This window comes from Photorhabdus kayaii (genome assembly GCF_025384895.1).
GTDB lineage: Bacteria > Pseudomonadota > Gammaproteobacteria > Enterobacterales > Enterobacteriaceae > Photorhabdus > Photorhabdus kayaii.
The window spans coordinates 48,101-69,875 of sequence record NZ_JAJAFZ010000019.1; the positions used below are offsets into that span (position 1 = coordinate 48,101).

Here is a 21,775-nt window from a genome sequence, read left to right on the forward strand (position 1 = left end):
CTTTGCTGTTTATATTTCCAGCTTAGTGACCGCCCTGTTGCCAGCTCAAATACTGTTCATACTTGCGCAAAGCAATGTTGTAGTTACTGAATGCCGACTGTGACAGCTTTTCACTCAGTTTTTCCTGAATTTTCTCTGTTGTGAACTCTTTTACAGGGTAATTGCTTGAAGTGAGCAATTCATCCAAACGTCGTAAACGAACCACATACTCACGAACAGTACTATGACTCATTTCAGTCTGTTCAAACAGGTACTGTTTGAAAGACATGATGTCAAAATAATCTGTCTCGCTATTGCAATAAATCTCACTGCAAAAACGACATAACGCGACAAATTTATCTTGCAGCTCATCCCAAGTCTTGTCATCAATCAACTCCGTCATCTCGGAGATGGACTCTTTGTTGATCACTTGGCCATTAAAAACCAAAGAGATACGGTCAAGAGCTTTGTGACAATGCAAGCAATGAGTTTGACTATGTTTGTAGTCTTTAATGTAACGGCTGAGCGGCCGTTTCTTTTGTGTTGTAACAGACATAAGAGATAAGCCCTGTGTGTAGTCTTAAACAAAAAACAAATAAGCAAAAAAGTTACTTTTCCGGATTTAAGCGTGCCCGCAAGCGTTTAATCGCCTGGCTGTGTAGCTGACTTATACGGGACTCCCCGACTTCAAGTACTGCGCCAATCTCTTTCAGATTAAGTTCTTCCTGATAATACAGCGTCAGAACCATTTTTTCTCGCTCAGGTAACGAATCGATAGCCTCAATTACCCGTTGACGAACGTCACTCTCCAGCAATTGTTGTAAGGGATTAGTTTCATGCCCTTCTCCAATGGCAGGCTCACAGCTTTCACCATGAATTTCATGCCATTCGTCATACGAAAACAACTGACTGTTATTCGTATCTAACAGTATCTGCCGATATTCTATCAGATCAATCTTTAATTCTTTAGCAACTTCCTGCTCACTGGCTGGACGGCCTAAGTCTTGCTCAAGTTTACGGATGATGTGCGTCACTTCGCGCGCATTACGACGCACGCTACGCGGAGCCCAATCGCGGCTCCTTAACTCATCCAACATTGCACCTCTGATGCGTTGTACCGCATAAGTGGTAAACGCGGTTCCTTGTAAGGAATCAAAACGTTCCACCGCATTTAGTAAGCCGATTCCCCCGGCCTGAAGTAGATCATCCAGCTCCACACACGCGGGTAACCTAACTTGTAGCCTTAACGCTTCATGGCGAACTAATGGTACGTAGCGCTTCCAGAGGCTGTTTTTGTCCATCACGCCTTCGGCGGTATACAAATCGCTCACAACAACAGACACCTTTGGAAAAAGAGACTAACCATCATTATCCAATCCCCTAACAAGGGCAATCGTTTGAACAATGTAGTAAAAACACTTCTTTTTCACCTATGCGAAATTTATTGTCTGCCTAATAGTATCACAAATTTTAGGCTGTTCCTGATAAACTCCTAAAAAAGAAGGACCGGCGAGCCGATCCTTGATTTGTTTGGATTTTTATGTGAATCAGGTTCACATATTGCCCTAGCTGAGCAATTAACGCAGCAGAGACAATACAGTCTGAGGAACTTGGTTAGCCTGAGCCAGAACCGCAGTACCCGCTTGTTGCAGAATTTGACCACGGCTCATGTTAGATACTTCAGTCGCGTAGTCAGCATCTTCGATACGGCTACGAGCAGAGCTCAGGTTGTTAACGGTGTTGTTCAGGTTGTTAACGGTAGATTCCAGACGGTTCTGGATAGCACCCAAAGAACTGCGCAGGCTGTCAACTTGTGCCAGAGCGCTGTCCAAAGTTTCTAGAGGCTTTTCTGATGCTTTGGCAGTGATGTCTGCACCTGCTGTTAATTTACCCTCTTTAGTAATAGTGGCTTCGAAATATTTTACTTTGCCATCTGTATCGTCAGTACCTTTGACAACATATTTACCAGGATCAACTGAACCATCATTCTTAACGGCTTTATAGACTTCTACATTTTTCAGGTCCTTAACTTTAGCGTCGGCAGTATGATCGATATCTTTCTTCCCACCTGCACCATCGTCAACCTGTTTAACTACTTCTCCGTGTGGAACTTCCGCAGAAATAGTAAATTTACCCAGATTCAGAGCTTCTTTGTCGATTTTTTTCAGATCGATGTCGATAACTTCGTTATCATTAGCACCAACTTGAATGGTCATTTTGCTATCTTCACGCAAAACACGAACACCATTGAACTGAGTTTGTTCAGAAATACGATCAATTTCCTTTAAACGCTGAGTCACTTCTTCCTGGATAGATTTGATATCACTTTCAGAGTTGCTGCCGTTTTGTGACTGAACAGTCAGTTCACGAATACGTTGTAAGTTGGTGTTAATTTCGTTCAGTGCACCTTCGGTAGTCTGTGCAATAGAGATACCGTCATTAGCGTTACGTGCTGCCTGAGTCAAACCTCTAACATTTGCAGTGAAACGGTTAGCGATCGCTTGACCAGCCGCGTCATCCTTCGCGCTGTTGATACGCAGACCAGAAGATAGACGCTCAATAGCGCTACCCAAAGTACCCTGGGATCTATTCAAGTTATTCTGAGTCAGCAGGGACAGGCTGTTGGTGTTGATGACTTGTGCCATAGTTAGAGTTCCTTTTTAAAATCAAGTCGATATATAAGTTTGGGTTTTACCCACGGTGTTCATCACCGCCAACAGTTTTATCGGCGCTCCTCAAAGAACCTTTAATTTTTCTTGAAAAAACTTTTTCTTTTTTATCACGCTGCCCTGATAAGCCAAACAACGTCGGTTCTTCACGACTATTCTTACCATAGAAAAATTATTTTTATTAGTAAACTTTTCTAAAAACTTACCGATAACCGGTTCAATAAAGCTTTACTAATAAAGGAGTCAATAAATGGCTAGCATTTCTTCATTAGGCGCCGGGTCGGGGATGGATCTGGGCTCTATATTGGATAAACTTCAGGCAGCAGAACAAAAACGTTTAGTACCGCTGACACAGCAACAAACCAGTTATAAAGGTAAACTAACCGCTTTTGGTACATTAAAAGGCAGTTTAGAAAAACTGGAAACCGCGTCTGAATCACTGAAAAAATTCGATAAACTTAACACAACCACTGCCAGCGAAAAACATGATGCATTCGTTGCCAGTACTGATTCCAAAGCCAGCCCAGGTAACTACAGTATTGAAGTTAAGCAATTGGCACAGGCACAATCATTAAAAACAGAAAAAGTCAATAATATCAAAGAGTATGTGGGTGAATCTTTGGGCGAAGGTAAAACCCGGACAATCACTATTACTCAGCCTGGTGAAAAAAAGCCGATGAAAATCGAGCTGACAGATGGACAAACATCCATCATTGAGATTCGTGATGCGATTAATAAACAGGAAGGTAATGTCAACGCCAGTATTATTAAGGCAAAAAATGGCGAAAATTATTTAGTGCTAACGGCTAAAAAAGCGGGCACTGAATCCGTGATGACCATCACTGTTGAAGGTGATAACAAACTTAGCGAGTTTCTAGACTATCCGGGCACAACGAGTAAACTCACTCAAACCGTCGAAGCTAAGAATGCACTGTTAACCGTTAATAAAATCCCAATTGAACGTCAGACAAACCATATTACCGATGCACCCGAAGGCGTTAAACTAGATCTGAAAAAAACGACCGAGGATAAAGATAAACCAGGGGAATATAAGCCAGAAATGCTGGTCATATCCCGTGATATTGAGCCGATGAAAGAGGCGATTAAAAACTGGGTTGATGCTTATAATGAATTACAAACGACATTTGATTCACTGACCAAATTTAAGCAAGTAAAACAGGGTGAAGAACCGTCGAAAGATAATGGTGCTTTATTAGGTGACAGCACATTACGCGGAATACAGAACCAGCTAAGAAGTCAGATTTTCAGCTCTCAGGCAGTTAATGATATTCCAACCCTGAATAAACTGGGCATTAAACAAAAGTTTGACGGCAAGCTGGAAATTGATAACGAAAAACTGGAAAAAAATCTAAAAGAAAAACCGACTAATGTAAAAGCATTCTTTATGGGTGACGGTAAAGAAACGGGTTTTGCCACCCAGACACATAAGCTACTAAAAGATGCTCTGGATAGTCATGAAGGTACTTTAGTTACCGCGACTAATGGCATTAACAAGCGTCTAAAAAACCTTGATCAACAAGTAGACAGGACGAAACAGAATATTAACGAAACAATTGAACGTTATAAACGCCAATTTTCACAACTGGATAAAATGGTCTCTTCCTTGGGAAAAACCGGTAGCTTCCTATCACAATTACAGCAAATGAGATAATTAAAGGAAATTATGTATCAACGTTCGGCAAGTCAATTATATGCCCAGATAGATGTGGAAAGCGAAATTATGAACGCCTCCCCCTATCAGTTGATTCAGATTTTGTTCAACGGGGCGCTTAGCGCCCTACGTCGAGCAATTATTCTGATGGAACAAGGTAATATCGCGGAAAAAGGCGCAGCTATTTCCAAAGCGATCAATATCATCGATAATGGCCTCAAACAGGGATTAGATAATGAAAAAGGTGGAGAGCTGGCGCGCAATCTCGCTTCCCTTTACGACTATATGACCCAACGTTTACTCTACGCTAATTTACGCAATGATGAGCCAGCCATTACCGAAGTAATAAAGTTACTCACCGAGATTTCAGACGCTTGGCGGCAAATTGGCCCTCATTACAACGCCAGTCAGGATATTGTTTAATGGATAATAAAATGGATCTTTTGTCAGCTTACCAACAGATCCTAAGTTTAAGTGAGCAAATGCTTAATTTAGCTAAAAATGAAAAATGGGATGAACTTGTTGATATGGAAATCACCTACCTCAAAGCAGTAGAAGTGATCAGCCACTCTTCAATATCATCGACGACTTCTCTTTCGTTACAGCAAAAAATGACCAACATTTTGCAGACAATTTTAGATAATGAAAATGAGATTAAAAAACTACTACAGAAAAGACTTGATGAATTAAGTAAACTCATCAAACAAGCAAGCCAACAGCAATTATTAAATGATAGCTACGGCCAATTCCCTGTTGAACCCTATCATACTCTTATGAACTCTACGGAACAAAAGTAATTGAGAAATAAAGGTGATGTACTTTCATCACCATTATTTACCCGTTTTGTGAGCTTGGTTTAGGATGTATTGATTTCAATTCAGATTATAAGAAATAGATAAAAAAACCTTGGTGATTAAATCGCCTCTGCCAACAATGAGCAATGATAAGTAAGGCAAACTAGTATGAAAAACCCCGAAATACTGTAACTTGACCTCTGACACCCATATCCGTATAGTATCGCTATACACAACACAATGCTACAATGTCGAAAATGATTAAAAATTTCAAACATAAAGGTCTGGAAGAATTTTTCAAAACTGGCACTACAGCAGGCATTCAACCAAAACATGCTGTAAAGTTACAAATTCAGTTAACCGCATTAAACACGGCTAAAAAACCAGATGATATGAACGCTCCAGGTTGGAAACTTCATCCGCTAAAAGGGGCTGATTTAAAAGGTTACTGGGCTATATCGGTCAATGGCAATTGGCGATTAACATTTAGATTTGAAGGTGAAGATGTCATTCTCGTCAATTATCAAGATTACCACTGAGGAATAACAAAATGGGCAGAATGTATAACCCGGCACATCCTGGATTTGTTTTACGCGAGTATCTTGGGGATATATCTGTAACTGACGCAGCAAAATCATTGGGCATCACTCGCGCCGCATTATCCCGTATATTAAACGGCAATGCCGGCATATCCGCGGATATGGCATTACGTCTAGAGGCTGCATTGGGAACCAGCGCTGAAATGTGGACAGAAATGCAATCTCAATATGAGCTATGGATTGCCTCCCAACACAAAAGACCCGAAATAAAACCGATAATTGCACATCCATAACATCAAAGGCCACCTGCAAATCCGGGTGGCTATCCCCAAACAGAAAATACAAAAGGTTGATAACGATAGATATCAATATACCCAATGGATTTCAAGATGCATCGCGACGGCAAGGGAGCGAATCCCCGGGAGCATAGATAACGATGTGACCGGGGTGAGTGAGTGCAGCCAACAAAGAGGCAACTTGAAAGATGACGGATATAAATTAATACCTACACCTGCATATTCATAATCTCCTGATAAGAAGCCACCAACTTATTTCTTACCTGGACGCCCATTTGCAAAGCGATACTGGATTTCTGCATCTCCACCATCACATCATTCAATTCAACACCGGGTACACCGAGTGTAAAATCCTGAGTTTGTTTTGTGGCATTCAAACGTGTTTGATTAATTTTACCCACAGCCGCCGTTAGTTGACTGGCAAATCCACCCTGCAATGGCATGGGTTTTGCGATATTGGCTGCCTGTAATGCCTGAGCCTGCATCTGTTGCAGCACGCCTTCAATTGCCTGAATTGACATAAAAACCTCGTGTTAAACCACCCTATACCCTACGCAATTCAATGCCATATTAACCCAAGGTATATACGGCATATTTTTAGACTGCCACCCTAACATAGCCCTCTCGATCTAAAGCGGGTAATTAAAGTAAAAAGTCAGGGCTTATTGTGCCATTAAAAGATGAGTGAACAGCGAATAATGACAAAACTGAAAATAGGAAGAATTTTTTCGCTTGCGTATGGGGAGTCTGTTTTGTTACGCCACGCTTTTAGTATTCATGTTGAACAGCAAGGCAAGGATCGTCTATGAGTGCCGCAACAACCGACGTTGAAAATCAAACTAAAGGTTTCAGTGCTATCATTAACCAGATAAAAGCTGATCCTAAAGTGCCATTATTAGTTGCCGGCAGCGCAGCCGTTGCGATTGTCATTGCCCTTTTCCTGTGGTTACGCAGCCCCGATTATCGGGTGCTTTACAGTAATCTGAGCGATAAAGATGGTGGCGATATTGTCACCCAATTAACCCAATTAAATATCCCTTACCGTTTTGCCGAAAATGGCGCTGCTATCATGATCCCTGCCGAACAGGTGCATGAGACACGGCTAAGATTGGCACAACAAGGGCTGCCTAAGGGTGGGGCTGCGGGATTCGAACTACTCGATAAAGAAAAGTTTGGGATCAGCCAATTTAGTGAGCAAGTTAACTACCAAAGGGCATTGGAAGGTGAACTGTCACGCACCATTGAATCGTTGGGGCCGGTGCAAAATGCCCGTGTTCACCTTGCACTCCCCAAACCCTCGCTGTTTGTCCGTGAACAGAAATCGCCTTCAGCCTCCGTTACCGTTGGGCTATTACAAGGCCGCACTTTGGATGAAGGCCAGATAAATGCCATCGTCCATATGGTTTCCAGTAGTGTCGCTGGCTTACCGCCGAGCAATGTCACCATCGTTGATCAAGCTGGACGTCTGTTGACCCAAGCCGACGCTACCGGTCGTGACCTAAACACCAGTCAACTGAAATACATTCAGGAAGTAGAGAACCGCTTCCAACATCGTATTGAAGCGATTTTGGCTCCGGTTGTCGGTCGTGGTAACGTTCACGCACAAGTGACGGCACAGGTGGATTTTTCCCGTCGTGAAGAGACAGCGGAAGAATATAAACCTAATCAGCCACCAAATCAGGCGGCGGTTCGCTCAAAACAGTTAAGCGAGAGCGAACAGAGTGGCGGCCCTCAGGTTGGCGGTATTCCCGGTGCGCTTTCCAATCAACCGAGCCCTCCACCGAGTGCGCCGATTGATAAGCCAAATACCAAAGAGAACAACAAAAACGACAAGGGCGATAAGAAAACCTCATCCGCCGGTAGTAGTAACGAGCGCACGGTCAACAGTAATCGCAATAACCGCCGTGACGAAACCACAAACTATGAAGTGGACCGAACTATTCGCCATGTGCAACAACAAGCCGGCGGTATTGAACGCTTATCTGTCGCTGTTGTCGTCAATTATGCCACGGTGGAAGGCAAAAATGGCCCGGAAACTCAGGCACTACCCCCTGAGCAATTGGCAAAAATAGAAGCGCTGACCAGAGAAGCAATGGGCTTTTCTAAAGAGCGTGGCGACAGCTTAAATGTGGTTAACACGCCATTTACTGAAAGCAAAGAAAATATCGAGGTTATCCCTGTCTGGCAGAATCCGGTTCTGTTGGAAAAAGCCTTCGATTTTGGCCGCTACCTGCTATTGATTCTGGTGGCATGGCTGCTGTGGCGCAAAATGGTTGTGCCTCAACTTGCCAAAAAACGCGCTGCGGAAAAAGCCGCCCTTGAAGCACAGAAAGTTCAGAAAAAACAAATGACTGAATCTAGTGCAGAAATGGATGAAAAAACGCGCCAGAAACTGACACGTCAACGAGTCAGTGCTGAAATTCAAAGCCAACGCATTCGCGAGCTGGCAGAAAAAGATCCTCGCGTAGTGGCACTGGTGATCCGTCAATGGATGAGTAACGAACAATGAGCCTGAACGGAACAGAAAAAAGCGCCGTCATGTTAATGACCCTGGGAGAAGATCAGGCGGCTGAGGTGTTTAAACACCTAAACTCCAGGGAAGTCCAGCAACTCAGTATCACAATGGCAGGCATGCGCCAAATTTCTAACCAGCAACTGGTGGATGTATTGGCAGAATTTGAAGAAGATGCCGGCCAGTATGCAGCACTGAGTATCAACGCCAGTGACTATTTACGCTCGGTGTTAATTAAAGCGCTAGGTGAAGAACGCGCTTCCAGTCTGCTTGAGGATATTCTTGAATCCCGTGAAACCACCACTGGTATTGAGACCCTCAACTTTATGGAACCACAAATGGCAGCCGATATGATCCGTGAAGAGCATCCACAGATTATCGCCACCATTCTGGTTCACTTAAATCGTGGACAAGCAGCCGATATCCTTGCGCTGTTTGATGACAAATTACGCAACGACATCATGCTACGTATCGCAACTTTTGGTGGCGTACAGCCAGCGGCACTGGCTGAACTGACAGAAGTGCTCAATAACCTGTTAGACGGTCAGAATCTCAAGCGTAGCAAAATGGGTGGCGTTCGTACTGCGGCTGAAATTATCAACCTGATGAAAAGTCAGCAAGAAGAGAATGTTATCGAAGCCATGCGTGCCTACGATAATGAACTGGCACAAAAAATCATCGATGAAATGTTCCTGTTCGAAAACCTTATCGATGTGGATGACCGCAGTATCCAACGCCTGTTGCAGGAAATCACGACTGACTCCCTGCTCATTGCATTGAAAGGCTGCAACCAGCAACTGCGCGATCATTTCCTCAACAATATGTCTCAACGTGCCGCAGAGATTATGCGCGATGACCTGGCAAACCGTGGTCCGGTGCGGATGTCGCAAGTGGAAAGCGAACAGAAAGCGATTCTGCTTATTGTTCGTCGTCTGGCAGAAAACAGTGAGATTATCCTAAATGGTGGCGACGATAGCTATGTCTGATAAATTAAACAATGCTGACTGGCAACCCTGGAAACCAAACGAACTCACACAGTGGGAAAAACTACGGGCCAAACCAGAGCCCGTTGATGACTCACAGGAAGACTCTGAGCACAATGAAATCCTTGAACAGGCGGTAATGCTGGATAACCTGAAAGAACAGGCTCGACAAGCAGGCCATGAACAGGGATTTACCGAAGGTCAAGCGCAAGGTTATGAAAAAGGCTACCAGACCGGCTTAGAGGCCGGTTTGGAACAGGGGCGAAAAGATGCTATTCAGCAACAGCAACCTATCACCGAACAGTGGCAAAATCTGCTGGCGGATTTCCAACACTCACTGGAAGGGCTTGACACGATCATTGCCTCCCGCTTGATGCAGCTAGCACTGACCGCGGCGAAACAGATCTTAGGTCAACCGGCGATTTGTGATGGCACTGCCCTGCTCAATCAGATCCGTGAATTTATTCAACAGGAGCCAATGTTGAGTGGAAAACCCCAATTGCGGGTTCATCCACGAGATATGCCAATGGTTGAACAACAATTAGGCAATACGCTCTCATTACACGGCTGGCGCTTACTGGCAGATAACAAACTGCATCCTGGTGGTTGCAAAATCAGTGCCGATGAAGGCGATTTAGATGCTAGTTTGGCCACTCGCTGGCATGAGTTATGCCGGCTGGCCGCACCGGGGGAATTGTAATGACAGCAAGACTCGGGCGCTGGCTGGCGACACTGGATGCTTTTGAGCAGAAACTGGAGAAAACTTCACCAGTGCGTCGTTATGGACGTCTGACCAGAGCGACCGGGCTGGTGATGGAAGCAACGGGTTTACATCTACCTCTCGGAGCAACCTGCCTGATTGAGCGGCAAAATGGCAGCAATATTGAAGAAGTTGAAAGTGAAGTTGTCGGTTTTAATGGCGAAAAACTTCTCCTCATGCCACTTGAAGATCTGGAAGGCATTGTACCCGGCGCCCGTGTATACGCCCGCCCATACAGTGAAGATTGTGGCAGTGGACGCCAGTTACCGCTTGGCCCGGAACTGTTAGGGCGAGTTTTGGATGGCGCCGGTCGTCCACTGGATGGTTTTCCTTCGCCAGATACCGGCTATCGTGCCCCACTCACCACACCGCCAATCAATCCTCTGCAACGTACACCAATCAGTGATGTACTGGATGTCGGTGTACGAGCGATTAATGCCCTACTGACCGTAGGCCGTGGGCAGCGTATGGGATTGTTTGCCGGTTCCGGGGTCGGTAAGAGTGTTCTGCTTGGCATGATGGCACGTTACACACAAGCTGATGTGATTGTCGTTGGCTTGATCGGTGAACGTGGCCGCGAAGTTAAAGATTTCATTGAAAACATCCTCGGCACCGCTGGCTTAGCCCGCTCAGTGGTTGTCGCCGCACCCGCCGATATCTCACCTCTGTTGCGCATGCAAGGTGCCTCCTACGCTACCCGTATCGCTGAAGATTTTCGTGACCGGGGTAAACATGTATTGCTAATTATGGATTCATTGACCCGCTACAGTATGGCTCAACGTGAAATTGCCCTAGCCATTGGCGAGCCTCCTGCAACCAAAGGCTACCCGCCTTCGGTTTTCGCCAAACTTCCGACACTCGTGGAACGTGCAGGCAATGGGGTGAATGGCGGTGGATCGATTACCGCGTTCTACACCGTACTCACCGAAGGTGATGATCAGCAAGACCCGATAGCCGATGCTGCCCGAGCAATTCTCGATGGTCACATCGTCCTCTCCCGTTCGCTGGCAGAATCAGGGCATTACCCGGCAATTGATATTGAAGCCTCTATCAGCCGCGCGATGACCGCACTCATTGATAAGCAGCACTACCGGCGGGTACAGCAGTTCAAACAACTACTCGCAAGCTATCAGCGTAACCGTGATCTGATTAACGTCGGTGCTTATGCGGCTGGCAGTGATCCGCTATTGGACAAAGCCATTGAGCTTTATCCCTACATGGCACAATTTCTACAGCAAGATATTGAAGAGCGTAGTGAATATGAAGCTGCCTGCATTCAATTACAACAGTTGTTACCTACATAACGTAACGATTTTCTGGGTGTTGCCATTAAAGCGAGGAATAAGATGCAGCAACAATCACCTCTCATAACCTTGCGTGACCTTGCACAAAATGCAATGGAAAAAGCCGCCACTCACTTAGCACAAGTTCGTCAGAACTATCAGCAAATGGAGCAACAACTCGTAACGTTGATGGGCTATCAGGATGAATACCGGGAACGCCTAAATGACACATTGAGTAATGGTATGCCATGTACCACTTGGCAAAATTATCAGCAATTCATGAAAACGCTGGAAAAAGCGATTGAACAGCACAAATTGCAGCTTAATCAATGGCAACAGCGGCTTGATACGGCTTTATCACAGTGGCGGGAAAAACAACAGCGCCTTAATGCCTTCGATACTTTGCAACAACGGGCAGATAACAACCGAAGATTACATCAGAACAGAACGGAACAGAAACAGATGGATGAATATGCCCAACGTAGCGCACAACGGAGAAATAAATAATGAATCTCACTCTTTTGCCTGCCGACCTGAAACCGACAGAAAATCAACCAACGCGCAGTAATTCACTCACTGATGCCGATCAACCTTCGGCTTTTGCTCAATTTCTCAATCTGGAAACCGAACTGGCGCAGAAAGGCGGGGTCAAACCAGGAAAAGTATCACCCAAAGAAGGAGAAGAGATTATTGATGATACAGACCACGATTTGTCGCCATTATTATCTGTCCCAAACGAATTATCTGTCCCAAACGAATTGTCTATCGCAAATGAATTATCTACCTCCAATGAAATACCAACGGAGCCTATTACCTCCTCGCTGATTCCCCTTGATGTAAAAGCAGATGCAAACAAACAACCGGTTGCTGTTGATGAGAAACTCATGTCAGCAGAAGAGCTGGCGGCAAGTTTACCCATACAATTATCCGGGTTAGCCATCAAATCAGAAAACCAGAAAAGTAGCCTCCAACCTGACGGACTCATCAAGCATAATGATAAAAACCGTCAAATTAGCGCGAAAGAATTAGCCATTACAGGATTATCGGCTGAAGAGAATCCTCTGACAGAGATTGCAGAACAACCAAAACAAGAAGAAGAAAAAGCAGAAACCTTTTTTAAAACCAAACCTGAAAACAGACTGGTGCAACATTCTTCAGTAAAACCCAAGATTGCTGTCGCAACTATCCAGCATGAAACGACAACTCAGCCCCATCCACGCGAATCAGCATTAACTCAAACTACCGCTCAAGCTGAGATCCAGCACGCACCGACCGCCACTGAAAATCAGCAAATCGGGCAAATCTCCTCTGTGGCAACCTCTCCCCTGCTCTCCGCAGGACACAATCAGACCGCCCAGTTTCAGTTATCCAGTACCTCTACCCTCTTACTGAATGCCCAGTTAGGTAGTGAAGAGTGGCAACAACAATTAAACCAACAAATTATTTTATTCAACCGCAACGGCCTGCAACAGGCAGAGCTGCGCCTGCATCCACAAGAACTAGGTGCCTTGCAAATCCGCATGTCCGTTGAAGATAATCAAGCACAATTACATCTGGCATCGGCTCACAGCCATGTCCGGGCAGCACTGGAAGCGGCATTACCTGGACTTCGCCATGCACTGGCAGAAAGTGGTATTCAACTGACCCAAAGCAGTGTCAGCAGTGATAACGCTAGCCCGTGGCAACAAGAACAACGCTCTGATTCACAACATTCAGGCGGAACCGCAAGTCGCAATGCTGATGCCACCTCGGAAAATCACTCAGCCACTGAATCCACAGTACATTTAACACCTCATCAACTCGCGTCCGCCCGAGGAGGTGTGGATATTTTCGCCTGATAGTGGCAAGTAGCTTCACAACAAACGAACGAGTTAGTCGTTTTTTCCCCGTTTGTTCCAGCTATTGCCTGCGGAAATACGCGGGATAATGATTATCGATATTGATGGATAAGTCAGCCCACTATGGAATGCGTGGACACTTATCCGCAACAAAAACAGGAATTTGTCTGTCCATGTCTGACTATAGCTACGAGCATAAACGCAAAAATCCATTTGGGATGATACTGTTAGTACTGATTGCCGTTATCGGTGCCGCCATCGGGGGATACAGTTGGTGGGCACTTAAACAGGCAAAAGAGAGTGACTCCGCGGCATCCAAAGCCATAGCAGTCCCTGTCTTTATGACTCTGGAGCCTTTCACCGTCAACCTGATCGACAATGAAGATCACTTTGACCGAGTGCTCTACATTGGTGTGACTTTACGTTTAGCTGATGAAAAAACTCGCCAGCGTTTCCACGAGTATCTGCCGGAAGTTCGTAGTCGTATGTTGTTGCTATTATCACGCCAAAAATCAGCCGATCTGGCTCATGACAGCGGTAAATTGCGTCTGATGGACGACATCAAGCAAACACTTCGCCCAACCTTGGTACCCGGTGAACCGGATCAGGTCATCACCGATGTGCTGTTTACCACGTTTATTCTGCGATAATCACCATGAGTGACAATATTCTTTCACAGGCAGAGATTGATGCTCTGCTCAATGGCGACAGTGCCAGTGACGACGTAGAAAATACCGCGTCCGGGGAAAATGAGGTTCGCCCTTATGATCCCAATACCCAACGTCGTGTTATTCGGGAACGTCTGCAAGCACTGGAAATTATTAATGAACGCTTTGCTCGTCATTTTAGGATGGGGTTGTTTAACATGCTCCGCCGTAGTCCTGACATTACCGTCGGCGCAATAAAAATTCAGCCTTATCATGAATTCGCCCGTAACCTGGCAGTACCGACCAACCTTAATCTGGTTCATCTGAAACCGCTAAGAGGAACAGCGCTGTTTGCATTTGCACCAAGCCTGGTTTACATCGCGGTAGATAACCTGTTTGGTGGTGACGGACGTTTCCCGACCAAAGTAGAAGGTCGTGAATTCACCCATACTGAACAGCGAGTGATTAACCGGATGTTACGCATGGCATTGGATTCCTATCGTGATGCCTGGAGCGCCATTTTCAAAATTGAAGTGGAATATATTCGCTCTGAAATGCAGGTGAAATTCACCAACATTACAACATCACCGAACGATATTGTGGTGACAACGCCATTTCAAGTGGAAATTGGTGCGTTGAGTGGTGAATTTAATATCTGTATTCCGTTTGCCATGATCGAACCACTACGGGAACGTCTGACCAATCCACCATTGGAAAATGCCCGGCAAGAAGACAGCCTGTGGCGAGAAAGCCTGGTAAAACAGGTTCAGCATTCAGAGCTGGAATTGGTCGCTAACTTTGTTGATATCCCGCTGAGGCTGTCAAAAATCCTGCAACTTCAGCCGGGCGATATCTTACCTATTGATAAACCCGAACGCCTGATCGTTCACGTTGATGGTGTGCCCGTGCTCACCAGTCAGTACGGAACATTAAACGGGCAATATGCCCTGCGTGTCGAACATCTTATTAACCCTGTTTTAAATGCTCTGGATGAGGAACAGCCCAATGAGTGATGCTAAGCAACCCACAGATACCGCTTCAACCGGATCTGCCGAAGATATGTGGGCAGAAGCTCTGGAACAACAGGCCGCGCAACAACAAACCTCTGACAGTAGCGCGGCAATTTTTGAATCTCTGGAGCCTCAGGATACACTGGCTCACTTATCGGATATCGACCTGATTCTGGATATTCCGGTTAAATTATCCGTAGAATTGGGCCGAACAAAAATGACCATCAAACAACTGCTGAGATTATCTCAAGGTTCAGTAGTTTCTCTTGATGGCCTTGCCGGGGAGCCGTTGGATATTTTAATCAATGGATATCTGATTGCTCAGGGTGAAGTTGTGGTTGTATCCGATAAATACGGTATCCGTATCACTGATATCATCACCCCTTCTGAACGTATGCGTCGCCTGAGTCGTTAATATGGCTTTCCAGCCCTCTTTGCATAATGGCGCGGCAGGTTCTGCCGCGCAAACCCAAGCGGTTACTCAAGTCGCCACATCCGCGCCACTTCCCGCAGGTCAGACGTTGATGCAGGTCAGTAGTGCGCTGGCGGGGGTATTGCTATTGATTTTCACCCTCACTTGGCTAATACGCCGTATAGGGCTGTTTTCCAACAAAGGGAAAACTCAGCAACAATTGAGTATCAAAGCCAGTTGCTCTCTGGGACAACGTGAACGTGTCGTCATTGTCGAAATTGAAGATAACTGGCTGGTATTAGGTGTCACTGCTCAGCAAATTAATTTATTACACCAGATGCCAATACCTGAATCCCACCGTGATACCACCGAAGAACAAACTATAAAACCGGCACTATTTGGTCAGATTTTAAAAAATACGCTGATGCGACAAGGCAAAGATGATGAAAAAAAGTAGTTCTCTCTTTATAAGGGATAAGTTTGCATTGTCATGCCGCCTGGGGATGATACTCGCTGCGCTTATTTTACCGATAGATGCCGCGGCACAGTTACCGGGCATCATCAGTCAACCGCTAGCAAACGGTGGGCAGAGTTGGTCACTACCGGTTCAAACATTAGTTTTCATTACCGCGCTGACGTTTATTCCCGCAGCCCTACTCATGATGACCAGTTTTACCCGCATTATTATCGTGTTGGGTTTATTGCGTAATGCTTTAGGCACCCCATCGGCACCGCCTAATCAGGTTTTACTTGGATTGGCGTTATTTATGACGTTTTTCATTATGTCACCGGTTTTCGATAAAGTTTATCAAGATGCTTATCTGCCTTTCAGTGAAGATAAAATTAGTCTGGAAACCGCGTTAGAAAATGGCGCCAAGCCGTTACGGCAATTTATGTTGCGTCAGACAAGGGAAAACGATTTAGCGCTGTTTGCACGTCTTGCTGATCAGCCGCCATTTGAAACTGCCGATTCTGTTCCTATGCGAGTATTAATGCCGGCATTTATTACCAGCGAATTGAAAACCGCTTTTCAGATTGGTTTTACCCTGTTTATTCCATTTTTGATTATTGACCTGGTGGTCGCCAGCGTATTGATGGCGTTGGGGATGATGATGGTCCCCCCTGCAACCATCTCACTGCCCTTTAAACTCATGCTATTTGTCTTAGTTGACGGCTGGCAATTACTACTGGGTTCTCTGGCACAAAGTTTTTACGGTTGACCTGAAAAGAGGCAAACATTATGACTCCTGAATCAGTAATGGCATTGGGAACAGAAGCCATGAAAGTCGCATTGGCGCTAGCTGCGCCGTTGCTGTTAGCAGCTTTATTATGTGGTTTAATTGTGAGCTTATTGCAAGCTGCAACACAAGTTAACGAAATGACACTATCATTTATTCCCAAAATTCTGGCGGTATTTGTCACTACCGTTATCGCCGGTCCTTGGATGCTAAACCTATTGCTGGACTACATGCGTGAACTCTACAGCAGCATACCGGTGATAATTGGCTAGTTATGATCTCTTTTAACAGTGAAATGCTGATCCAGTTCGTCAGTGAATTTTTCTGGCCGCTGGTTCGGGTGCTTGCGCTGTTCAGTACTGCGCCATTATTCAGTGAAAAACAGGCACCTAAGAAAGTCAAAATCGGACTAGCCGTGATGGTAACACTGCTCTTGATGCCAAACCTGCAACCTGCGCAAGTGCCTATTTTCTCTGTTGCGGCATTCTGGGTGATGCTCCAGCAAATCTTAATTGGGGCATCACTTGGCCTGACAATGCAAATTGCCTTTGCAGCCGTGCGTCATGCCGGTGAAGTGATTGGTTTACAAATGGGGCTCTCATTCGCTACCTTTTTTGATCCCTCCGGCGGCCCCAATATGCCTATTTTGGCACGAATCTTTAACCTCTTGACCTTACTGTTATTTCTGGCCTTTGATGGTCACCTATGGCTATTATCGGTTCTGGCAGACACCTTCCAGATTCTTCCGGTACAACCACTGCAACTCAGCGCTCAAGGATTTTTACTGCTAGCACAAAGCGCCAGCATGATATTTATCAACGGCATGATGCTGGCTCTACCATTGATAACACTATTATTAACACTGAATTTATCATTGGGGATTTTAAACCGGATGACACCACAGCTTTCCATCTTTGTGGTCGGTTTTCCGTTAACACTAACTACCGGAATATTGGTACTCACACTTTTAATCCCGATGTTAGCGCCATTTACCGAACGTATGTTTAGTGAATTATTTAATCGACTGGCGGTCATTATCAGTGGGATGGTTATTTAAAAATATTATTTAAAACAAAGTCTACCTGGAAAAAACCATCCGTATTTTATATGATATAAATTGTACTATTTTATTAACCCAGAAAAATAAAATAAGCTAACGAGATAGGAGCAGTAAATTAATGAATATAGAACAAGAGTTATATAATGCCGCAGTTAACTTAATTGAAAAACGATACCCCAAAGGATGGGGTGGCGCTGCCGCGGTACGGACAGAATCGGGCAAAATCTTAACCAGCATTGCCCCTGATACCAAAAATGACGCATTATCTCTTTGTATGGAAGTTGGCGCCTATTTAGAGGCCCATAAACTGAATGAAGCGGTAACGCACTCTATATGTCTCTGCCGTGAAGATGCCGGTTGTGAATATATCATTTTGTCACCCTGTGGAATATGTCGGGAACGTCTGGTTCATTGGGGAGGCTCCGTAAAAGCGGCGGTGACTAATGAGAAAAACGAGCTGTTATTTAAAACCATACGTGAATTACAACCTTATCATTGGTCAGCCGTTAATGGAGAAAAACTCTAAACTGTATGACTAAGTAGCCCTCTCTTCCCTGACAGTCGTCTCCTAGGCTGTCTTTCCTTGCCAATACAAAATCAACCGTTCTCAATGTCAGTTATAGAGATATCTCTGTAGTTAACATTATTAGCTTACTACTTGATTATTAGACTTACTATTCTTACATTAGAAAAATGGACATAAAAATTAGATTTTCATTGTCAATATCAGACTTTTAATCTAATATTAGTCTCATCTAAAATAGATCTGTTTTTTAATCGATAAGGGAAAAAATGATCAAAGTGGTTTGGTCTGGTCGAGCTGCTAAACAGTTAGCCAAGATCGACATCCGGTACCAAAAAGCGATTTACAAAAAAGTATCGGAACTGGAAAGCTTCCCAATAGTTCAACTGGATATAACAAAGCTGAGCGGCAGCAAAAACCAGTATCGATTAAGAGTAGGTGATTATCGCATCTTATTTGACGTAATTAACGGTGAACCTGTGATCATCGAAGTCAAAGAAGTAAAACGCAGACAAACAAACACCTATTAGCAAAAAATAGCAAGGAAAAATCATAATCTATTGTATTATATTGATTAAATTTAATTTAACCGGAGTAAATTCCATGCCTAGAATCAACTTTATTACTGACGAAAACGGTGTACGGCAATCAGTAATTTTGCCTATAGCGGAGTATGAACGTCTACTAGCCCTGTCTGATCGAGATGAAGATTATGTATCAGTATCATATGAAGTAGGTGAAAATGATGAAGAAACTATCCCACATGAAGTAGTTGGGATCATGGTTGAACAACAAATTAGTATCATTGCTGCTTGGCGTGTTTATCGCGACTTGTCACAATCAGAAGTTGCAGAAAAATTAGGTGTCGGTCAGTCTGCTGTCTCTCAGTGGGAAAAATCAGAAAAGCCTCGTCGATCTACTCTAGAGAAACTAGCTACGCTGTACGACTGCCGTATCGGCCAGCTTATGGTCGACTAAATTCAGAAAAGCCTCGTCGATCTAGAAGCGAAAGGTAGTATTCCACCCATTTAAGTACTACACTGTACTTACTTTGTAACACATTACGATGGAATCATTAGCTATGAGCGAAACTACTTTTACCTTTAGGGTTGATGATGCCCTGAAAAATGACTTTACCGCAGCAGCGAAATCACTCGATCGCAAAGGCGCACAACTACTACGTGACTTCATGCGCGATTTCGTGCGTCAGCAACAAGAAGCGAGCGTCCACGATGCTTGGCTCCGCAGGCAAATAGAAATAGGCCAAGCTTCTGCCGATGCCGGTAATCTAGTGCCAGCCGACCAAGTTGAGGCTAAATTTTTAGCCCGCCGCAAAGCTACACTCCGCCGTTTTGAGGCCAAGTAATGCAATTATTTTGGACGCCAGAAGCCATTCAAGACCGTGAGGAAATATATAACTACATTGAGGTAAATAACCCTTTAGCAGCATTAGCTCTTGATGAACTTTTTTCAGAGAAAGCCAGTTATCTAACTAATCACCCCGACTCTGGTCGTCCAGGCAGGGTTAACGGCACTCGTGAGTTAGTGGCCCACAAAAATTACACATTAATTTATGACGTTGCAGGCAGAATAGTAAGAATTCTCCGTGTACTACATACCGCCAGACAATGGCCTAAATCTTGACACCTGACATGACAAGAGGTGACATTTCCCCCTTCACGGCTCTTAAACTATCCTTGATCTTGCCAATGCAAAATCAATCGTTCTCAATGTCAGCTCTTCCAGTACCGAAAAGCGATTCACAAAAAAGTATCGGGACTGGAAATCTTCTCAATAATTCAATTGGATATAACAAAGTTAAACGACAGCAAAAAATAGCAAAGATAACTTTAATATCCTTAAATTCGCATAGTAAATGCAATTAAATCTTCTTTTAAAAAATTGCACTTATTGAATTAAATCTGTCCTCGATATAGTATTCCTAATACTTCTGTATTCTCATTTTTAAATGATTATGGCAGGTTAAACAAAGTGGGGTGCTACCCCAGTCAGCAGGGAGAGCATGACTTAGTAATAAATAAATAACTTTTCATAATTATAATACACTCACTCTTTTTATTCTCTGCTATTCCTGTAGGGACATGAATTTAAAAACGTTTTCACTTTCTCAAGCAACTGCCACATATACTGACAGCTATGATTTCGTGTCACCGTTTCATGTAAGGATTGCCACAGACGCTCAATTTTATTCAGCCAGGGTGAATAAACAGGTAAAAACAACAGATTAAATTTAGGATGACAAGCCAGCCAATCTCTGACCCGTCGGCTTTTATGGATACTGTAATTATCCAAAATCAAAGTGAGGGTTTCAGCATGACAATACTGGCGTTCAAGTTCTTCCAATACATTGATAAATAACTGAGAATTCTTATTTAACCCGTCAGCATAAGTCACTTTTCCCGTTTGAACATTCAGGCAACCTGCAAAATAATGTTTTTGGTTTTTTCCTGGTGTCACTATACGTTTCTGTTGCCCTTTTAAATACCCGTCAGCCCCGATTTTTGGATTCAGCTCGATGTCGACTTCATCTTCATAAAAAACGGGATGTTTTTCTGAACGCTTTGACAATGCCTCGGTAATTTTCGCCATTTTTTCAGGGTACTCGGGATCGGGTAATTTAAGCGTCGGGGCTGCCCTTCGCCACACGATACCCATTTTATGTAAGTAACGATAGAAGGTACTGATGGATAATTTTATGTTTAATAATTCATTGATTTTAATTATAAAAAACTCAAGACTCCAGCGAGAACGCAGGCAGCCCAATTGCTGGGGAGAATATTGCAATAAAAAAGACAGTAAAGGATAAAGCGGGATTAAATTCCAGACAGCGGGTCTGCCCACAGGCAGGCTTTTGAGTCCTTCCAGACCATATAAAGTCAACCAGTTTATCCAGCGATAGACAGAAGAACGACTGGCGCAAAGGGTTTTGGCGACCAGAGAGACAGACTCGCCTCGATGAAGCATCAATATGGCCATGAGCCTGCGAGCATAATCTTTATCTCGGGTGTTCTGGATAATTTTTTTCATCTGGCGTCGTTCATTGCGGGGTATAGGTGCTATGATAGGCATAACTCAGTCCGTTTAGTGGTTTGGGATTATTTACAATTGATCAGATTGCAAAAATTGGACTGAGTTCCCTCCAAGTGTTCTACTATTTTGAAAAGTTATTTATCAGGAATGAGGTTATTTGGCTATTTTTCTTTCATCGATTAATTGATGATCAAAAGAGTGAGTAGAGAAGATCGTGTTGAGCCTATGGTTTGCTTTTTTCGAAGGATAAATGAAACACAAGGGGAGCAACCATAAGCCCTTCATTAATTCAAGGATTTATACCCGTTATCTTTCAGGTTGTAGTGGTCTAATAAAACCGGACACCCATTTAAGTGGTAAGATTACCACGTTAGTTAAAAGAGGTGTTCAATGACAAGACAACGTCGTACGTTTTCTACAGAGTTTAAGCGTGATGCTGCCAGTCTGGTACTTGACCAAGGCTACCGCCTTGCAGAAGCAGTTAAGTCACTGGGTGTGGGTGAATCGGT

30 protein-coding genes are annotated in these 21,775 nt (G+C 44.2%); 25 read left to right on the forward strand and 5 right to left on the reverse strand.

The genetic code is table 11. The features are described 5' to 3' along the window. Positions 1-22 precede the first annotated feature (22 nt). The 3 genes from fliZ to LGZ98_RS09580 form a co-directional block, all read right to left on the reverse strand. Positions 23-535 (reverse strand): flagella biosynthesis regulatory protein FliZ, encoded by a 513-nt coding sequence (fliZ, locus tag LGZ98_RS09570; RefSeq protein WP_011146218.1) that lies wholly within the window; start codon positions 533-535, stop codon positions 23-25. Positions 536-587: 52 nt separating this feature from the next. Continuing rightward, positions 588-1,310, reverse strand: coding sequence for an RNA polymerase sigma factor FliA (locus LGZ98_RS09575; RefSeq protein WP_113043980.1), 723 nt, complete (start codon positions 1,308-1,310; stop codon positions 588-590). A gap of 246 nt (positions 1,311-1,556) precedes the next feature. Next, positions 1,557-2,624: a FliC/FljB family flagellin gene (locus tag LGZ98_RS09580; RefSeq protein WP_113043981.1), complete on the reverse strand. Its 1,068-nt coding sequence runs from the start codon at positions 2,622-2,624 to the stop codon at positions 1,557-1,559. A 274-nt stretch (positions 2,625-2,898) separates the two neighbouring features. On the opposite strand from LGZ98_RS09580, the gene fliD reads away from it, so the two are divergent. The 6 genes from fliD to LGZ98_RS09610 all read left to right on the forward strand — a co-directional run bounded on the left by fliD (position 2,899) and on the right by LGZ98_RS09610 (position 6,178). Further along, on the forward strand, positions 2,899-4,320 hold the full coding sequence (gene fliD / locus LGZ98_RS09585) for a flagellar filament capping protein FliD (protein WP_228901531.1): 1,422 nt from the start codon (positions 2,899-2,901) through the stop codon (positions 4,318-4,320). A 12-nt stretch (positions 4,321-4,332) separates the two neighbouring features. Beyond that, the gene (gene fliS, locus LGZ98_RS09590) at positions 4,333-4,743 is read left to right on the forward strand and encodes a flagellar export chaperone FliS (RefSeq protein ID WP_262978014.1); all 411 of its coding nucleotides are present in this window, start codon (positions 4,333-4,335) and stop codon (positions 4,741-4,743) included. Continuing rightward, positions 4,743-5,117: a flagella biosynthesis regulatory protein FliT gene (gene fliT / locus LGZ98_RS09595; RefSeq protein ID WP_113043983.1), complete on the forward strand. Its 375-nt coding sequence runs from the start codon at positions 4,743-4,745 to the stop codon at positions 5,115-5,117. The genes fliS and fliT overlap by 1 nt, the downstream gene beginning before the upstream one ends. A gap of 254 nt (positions 5,118-5,371) precedes the next feature. After that, a complete protein-coding gene (locus LGZ98_RS09600; RefSeq protein ID WP_228901549.1) occupies positions 5,372-5,653 on the forward strand; it encodes a type II toxin-antitoxin system RelE/ParE family toxin in 282 nt (93 codons plus the stop codon). An 11-nt stretch (positions 5,654-5,664) separates the two neighbouring features. Beyond that, positions 5,665-5,946 (forward strand): HigA family addiction module antitoxin, encoded by a 282-nt coding sequence (locus LGZ98_RS09605; RefSeq protein WP_113043985.1) that lies wholly within the window; start codon positions 5,665-5,667, stop codon positions 5,944-5,946. Positions 5,947-5,971: 25 nt separating this feature from the next. Then, a complete protein-coding gene (locus tag LGZ98_RS09610; RefSeq protein ID WP_228901534.1) occupies positions 5,972-6,178 on the forward strand; it encodes a hypothetical protein in 207 nt (68 codons plus the stop codon). Here LGZ98_RS09610 and fliE read toward each other — a convergent pair. Continuing rightward, the gene (gene fliE / locus LGZ98_RS09615) at positions 6,159-6,470 is read right to left on the reverse strand and encodes a flagellar hook-basal body complex protein FliE (protein WP_113043986.1); all 312 of its coding nucleotides are present in this window, start codon (positions 6,468-6,470) and stop codon (positions 6,159-6,161) included. The two genes, LGZ98_RS09610 and fliE, sit on opposite strands and share 20 nt — an antisense overlap. 284 nt (positions 6,471-6,754) lie before the next feature. On the opposite strand from fliE, the gene fliF reads away from it, so the two are divergent. From fliF to LGZ98_RS09705, 18 genes are all read left to right on the forward strand, one after another. Beyond that, positions 6,755-8,458, forward strand: coding sequence for a flagellar basal-body MS-ring/collar protein FliF (gene fliF / locus LGZ98_RS09620; RefSeq protein WP_228901536.1), 1,704 nt, complete (start codon positions 6,755-6,757; stop codon positions 8,456-8,458). Next, complete coding sequence (gene fliG, locus LGZ98_RS09625; RefSeq protein ID WP_113043988.1) at positions 8,455-9,447, forward strand: flagellar motor switch protein FliG; 993 nt, start codon at positions 8,455-8,457, stop codon at positions 9,445-9,447. Before fliF ends, fliG begins: the two co-directional genes overlap by 4 nt. Next, the gene (gene fliH / locus LGZ98_RS09630; RefSeq protein ID WP_228901539.1) at positions 9,440-10,144 is read left to right on the forward strand and encodes a flagellar assembly protein FliH; all 705 of its coding nucleotides are present in this window, start codon (positions 9,440-9,442) and stop codon (positions 10,142-10,144) included. The genes fliG and fliH overlap by 8 nt, the downstream gene beginning before the upstream one ends. Continuing rightward, on the forward strand, positions 10,144-11,508 hold the full coding sequence (gene fliI, locus LGZ98_RS09635) for a flagellar protein export ATPase FliI (protein ID WP_228901541.1): 1,365 nt from the start codon (positions 10,144-10,146) through the stop codon (positions 11,506-11,508). Before fliH ends, fliI begins: the two co-directional genes overlap by 1 nt. Before the next feature lie 42 nt (positions 11,509-11,550). Beyond that, complete coding sequence (fliJ, locus tag LGZ98_RS09640) at positions 11,551-11,994, forward strand: flagellar export protein FliJ (protein WP_262978015.1); 444 nt, start codon at positions 11,551-11,553, stop codon at positions 11,992-11,994. Beyond that, complete coding sequence (locus tag LGZ98_RS09645; protein WP_262978016.1) at positions 11,994-13,325, forward strand: flagellar hook-length control protein FliK; 1,332 nt, start codon at positions 11,994-11,996, stop codon at positions 13,323-13,325. Before fliJ ends, LGZ98_RS09645 begins: the two co-directional genes overlap by 1 nt. 173 nt (positions 13,326-13,498) lie before the next feature. After that, a complete protein-coding gene (gene fliL / locus LGZ98_RS09650; protein WP_113043993.1) occupies positions 13,499-13,975 on the forward strand; it encodes a flagellar basal body-associated protein FliL in 477 nt (158 codons plus the stop codon). 5 nt (positions 13,976-13,980) lie between these two features. Then, positions 13,981-14,985, forward strand: a complete 1,005-nt coding sequence (fliM, locus tag LGZ98_RS09655) for a flagellar motor switch protein FliM (protein WP_112876881.1) — start codon at positions 13,981-13,983, stop codon at positions 14,983-14,985. After that, positions 14,978-15,397: a flagellar motor switch protein FliN gene (gene fliN, locus LGZ98_RS09660; protein WP_112876880.1), complete on the forward strand. Its 420-nt coding sequence runs from the start codon at positions 14,978-14,980 to the stop codon at positions 15,395-15,397. Before fliM ends, fliN begins: the two co-directional genes overlap by 8 nt. Position 15,398: 1 nt before the next feature. Then, entirely contained in the window at positions 15,399-15,851 is a 453-nt protein-coding gene (gene fliO / locus LGZ98_RS09665) for a flagellar biosynthetic protein FliO (protein ID WP_113043994.1), read from the forward strand. 46 nt (positions 15,852-15,897) lie between these two features. Further along, positions 15,898-16,614 carry a flagellar type III secretion system pore protein FliP gene (gene fliP, locus LGZ98_RS09670; protein ID WP_112896021.1) on the forward strand — a complete coding sequence of 239 codons (717 nt, stop codon included), beginning with the start codon at positions 15,898-15,900 and terminating at the stop codon, positions 16,612-16,614. 20 nt (positions 16,615-16,634) lie between these two features. After that, positions 16,635-16,904, forward strand: coding sequence for a flagellar biosynthesis protein FliQ (fliQ, locus tag LGZ98_RS09675; RefSeq protein WP_049581963.1), 270 nt, complete (start codon positions 16,635-16,637; stop codon positions 16,902-16,904). 2 nt (positions 16,905-16,906) lie between these two features. Further along, positions 16,907-17,689 (forward strand): flagellar biosynthetic protein FliR, encoded by a 783-nt coding sequence (gene fliR / locus LGZ98_RS09680; RefSeq protein ID WP_113043995.1) that lies wholly within the window; start codon positions 16,907-16,909, stop codon positions 17,687-17,689. A gap of 121 nt (positions 17,690-17,810) precedes the next feature. After that, positions 17,811-18,218, forward strand: coding sequence for a cytidine deaminase (locus LGZ98_RS09685; protein ID WP_113043996.1), 408 nt, complete (start codon positions 17,811-17,813; stop codon positions 18,216-18,218). A 266-nt stretch (positions 18,219-18,484) separates the two neighbouring features. Beyond that, on the forward strand, positions 18,485-18,745 hold the full coding sequence (locus LGZ98_RS09690) for a type II toxin-antitoxin system RelE family toxin (RefSeq protein WP_112895984.1): 261 nt from the start codon (positions 18,485-18,487) through the stop codon (positions 18,743-18,745). Positions 18,746-18,818: 73 nt separating this feature from the next. Continuing rightward, positions 18,819-19,193: a helix-turn-helix domain-containing protein gene (locus tag LGZ98_RS09695; protein WP_113043997.1), complete on the forward strand. Its 375-nt coding sequence runs from the start codon at positions 18,819-18,821 to the stop codon at positions 19,191-19,193. Positions 19,194-19,296: 103 nt separating this feature from the next. Further along, complete coding sequence (locus LGZ98_RS09700) at positions 19,297-19,581, forward strand: CopG family ribbon-helix-helix protein (protein ID WP_011146195.1); 285 nt, start codon at positions 19,297-19,299, stop codon at positions 19,579-19,581. Beyond that, a complete protein-coding gene (locus tag LGZ98_RS09705) occupies positions 19,581-19,859 on the forward strand; it encodes a type II toxin-antitoxin system RelE/ParE family toxin (protein ID WP_113043998.1) in 279 nt (92 codons plus the stop codon). The genes LGZ98_RS09700 and LGZ98_RS09705 overlap by 1 nt, the downstream gene beginning before the upstream one ends. 432 nt (positions 19,860-20,291) lie before the next feature. Here the strand turns inward: LGZ98_RS09705 and LGZ98_RS09710 are convergent, their stop codons facing one another. Continuing rightward, positions 20,292-21,305, reverse strand: a complete 1,014-nt coding sequence (locus LGZ98_RS09710) for an IS630-like element ISPlu10 family transposase (protein WP_262978017.1) — start codon at positions 21,303-21,305, stop codon at positions 20,292-20,294. A gap of 351 nt (positions 21,306-21,656) precedes the next feature. On the opposite strand from LGZ98_RS09710, the gene LGZ98_RS09715 reads away from it, so the two are divergent. Then, on the forward strand, positions 21,657-21,775 hold a 119-nt coding region (locus LGZ98_RS09715), incomplete at its 3' end, for a transposase (RefSeq protein WP_262978019.1).

Bases quoted from the DNA above. Each gene is read 5' to 3' on its own strand.
- fliZ (WP_011146218.1), bottom strand. From the start codon at position 535: ATGTCTGTTACAACACAAAAGAAACGGCCGCTCAGCCGTTACATTAAA.
- LGZ98_RS09580 (WP_113043981.1), bottom strand. From the start codon at position 2,624: ATGGCACAAGTCATCAACACCAACAGCCTGTCCCTGCTGACTCAGAAT.
- fliD (WP_228901531.1), top strand. From the start codon at position 2,899: ATGGCTAGCATTTCTTCATTAGGCGCCGGGTCGGGGATGGATCTGGGC.
- fliS (WP_262978014.1), top strand. From the start codon at position 4,333: ATGTATCAACGTTCGGCAAGTCAATTATATGCCCAGATAGATGTGGAA.
- fliT (WP_113043983.1), top strand. From the start codon at position 4,743: ATGGATAATAAAATGGATCTTTTGTCAGCTTACCAACAGATCCTAAGT.
- LGZ98_RS09600 (WP_228901549.1), top strand. From the start codon at position 5,372: ATGATTAAAAATTTCAAACATAAAGGTCTGGAAGAATTTTTCAAAACT.
- LGZ98_RS09605 (WP_113043985.1), top strand. From the start codon at position 5,665: ATGGGCAGAATGTATAACCCGGCACATCCTGGATTTGTTTTACGCGAG.
- fliE (WP_113043986.1), bottom strand. From the start codon at position 6,470: ATGTCAATTCAGGCAATTGAAGGCGTGCTGCAACAGATGCAGGCTCAG.
- fliF (WP_228901536.1), top strand. From the start codon at position 6,755: ATGAGTGCCGCAACAACCGACGTTGAAAATCAAACTAAAGGTTTCAGT.
- fliG (WP_113043988.1), top strand. From the start codon at position 8,455: ATGAGCCTGAACGGAACAGAAAAAAGCGCCGTCATGTTAATGACCCTG.
- fliH (WP_228901539.1), top strand. From the start codon at position 9,440: ATGTCTGATAAATTAAACAATGCTGACTGGCAACCCTGGAAACCAAAC.
- fliI (WP_228901541.1), top strand. From the start codon at position 10,144: ATGACAGCAAGACTCGGGCGCTGGCTGGCGACACTGGATGCTTTTGAG.
- fliJ (WP_262978015.1), top strand. From the start codon at position 11,551: ATGCAGCAACAATCACCTCTCATAACCTTGCGTGACCTTGCACAAAAT.
- LGZ98_RS09645 (WP_262978016.1), top strand. From the start codon at position 11,994: ATGAATCTCACTCTTTTGCCTGCCGACCTGAAACCGACAGAAAATCAA.
- fliL (WP_113043993.1), top strand. From the start codon at position 13,499: ATGTCTGACTATAGCTACGAGCATAAACGCAAAAATCCATTTGGGATG.
- fliM (WP_112876881.1), top strand. From the start codon at position 13,981: ATGAGTGACAATATTCTTTCACAGGCAGAGATTGATGCTCTGCTCAAT.
- fliN (WP_112876880.1), top strand. From the start codon at position 14,978: ATGAGTGATGCTAAGCAACCCACAGATACCGCTTCAACCGGATCTGCC.
- fliO (WP_113043994.1), top strand. From the start codon at position 15,399: ATGGCTTTCCAGCCCTCTTTGCATAATGGCGCGGCAGGTTCTGCCGCG.
- fliP (WP_112896021.1), top strand. From the start codon at position 15,898: ATGATACTCGCTGCGCTTATTTTACCGATAGATGCCGCGGCACAGTTA.
- fliQ (WP_049581963.1), top strand. From the start codon at position 16,635: ATGACTCCTGAATCAGTAATGGCATTGGGAACAGAAGCCATGAAAGTC.
- fliR (WP_113043995.1), top strand. From the start codon at position 16,907: ATGATCTCTTTTAACAGTGAAATGCTGATCCAGTTCGTCAGTGAATTT.
- LGZ98_RS09685 (WP_113043996.1), top strand. From the start codon at position 17,811: ATGAATATAGAACAAGAGTTATATAATGCCGCAGTTAACTTAATTGAA.
- LGZ98_RS09690 (WP_112895984.1), top strand. From the start codon at position 18,485: ATGATCAAAGTGGTTTGGTCTGGTCGAGCTGCTAAACAGTTAGCCAAG.
- LGZ98_RS09695 (WP_113043997.1), top strand. From the start codon at position 18,819: ATGCCTAGAATCAACTTTATTACTGACGAAAACGGTGTACGGCAATCA.
- LGZ98_RS09700 (WP_011146195.1), top strand. From the start codon at position 19,297: ATGAGCGAAACTACTTTTACCTTTAGGGTTGATGATGCCCTGAAAAAT.
- LGZ98_RS09705 (WP_113043998.1), top strand. From the start codon at position 19,581: ATGCAATTATTTTGGACGCCAGAAGCCATTCAAGACCGTGAGGAAATA.
- LGZ98_RS09710 (WP_262978017.1), bottom strand. From the start codon at position 21,305: ATGCCTATCATAGCACCTATACCCCGCAATGAACGACGCCAGATGAAA.